Raw genomic sequence first — 217 nt, 5'->3', positions numbered from 1 at the left:
TTCTGTCCCGATTGCGGGAACAAGCTGCACTTTGCTACCTGCAAGAGCTTTGACGGCAAGCAAGACCATTATGTATGCTCCAGCTACAAAAGCGGCCGAGGCACCTGTTCTGCCTCGTAATCGGCGGTCATTTTCTTGTACCGCTCCTTGTTCAGATCGCCCAGGACAAAATCCTCATAGAGTCGGGACAGAAGAACATCCAAGTCAGCCAGCCGCT

Annotated in this window: 1 protein-coding gene; it reads left to right on the top strand. The window is 52.5% G+C overall.

Annotation, left to right across the window (positions count from 1 at the left end; genetic code table 11):
- Positions 1-120 (top strand): recombinase zinc beta ribbon domain-containing protein (locus H6B10_RS17610; protein ID WP_430661806.1); only part of this gene is annotated, 120 nt, incomplete at its 5' end.
- Positions 121-217 lie beyond the last annotated feature (97 nt).

Origin of the sequence: Gemmiger formicilis, assembly GCF_016901605.1 — a bacterium.
In the GTDB taxonomy this organism is placed as follows: Bacteria; Bacillota; Clostridia; order Oscillospirales; family Ruminococcaceae; genus Gemmiger; species Gemmiger formicilis_B.
The sequence above is the reverse complement of the archived record's forward strand: the minus strand, read 5'-3'. Positions and strand labels throughout refer to the sequence as shown.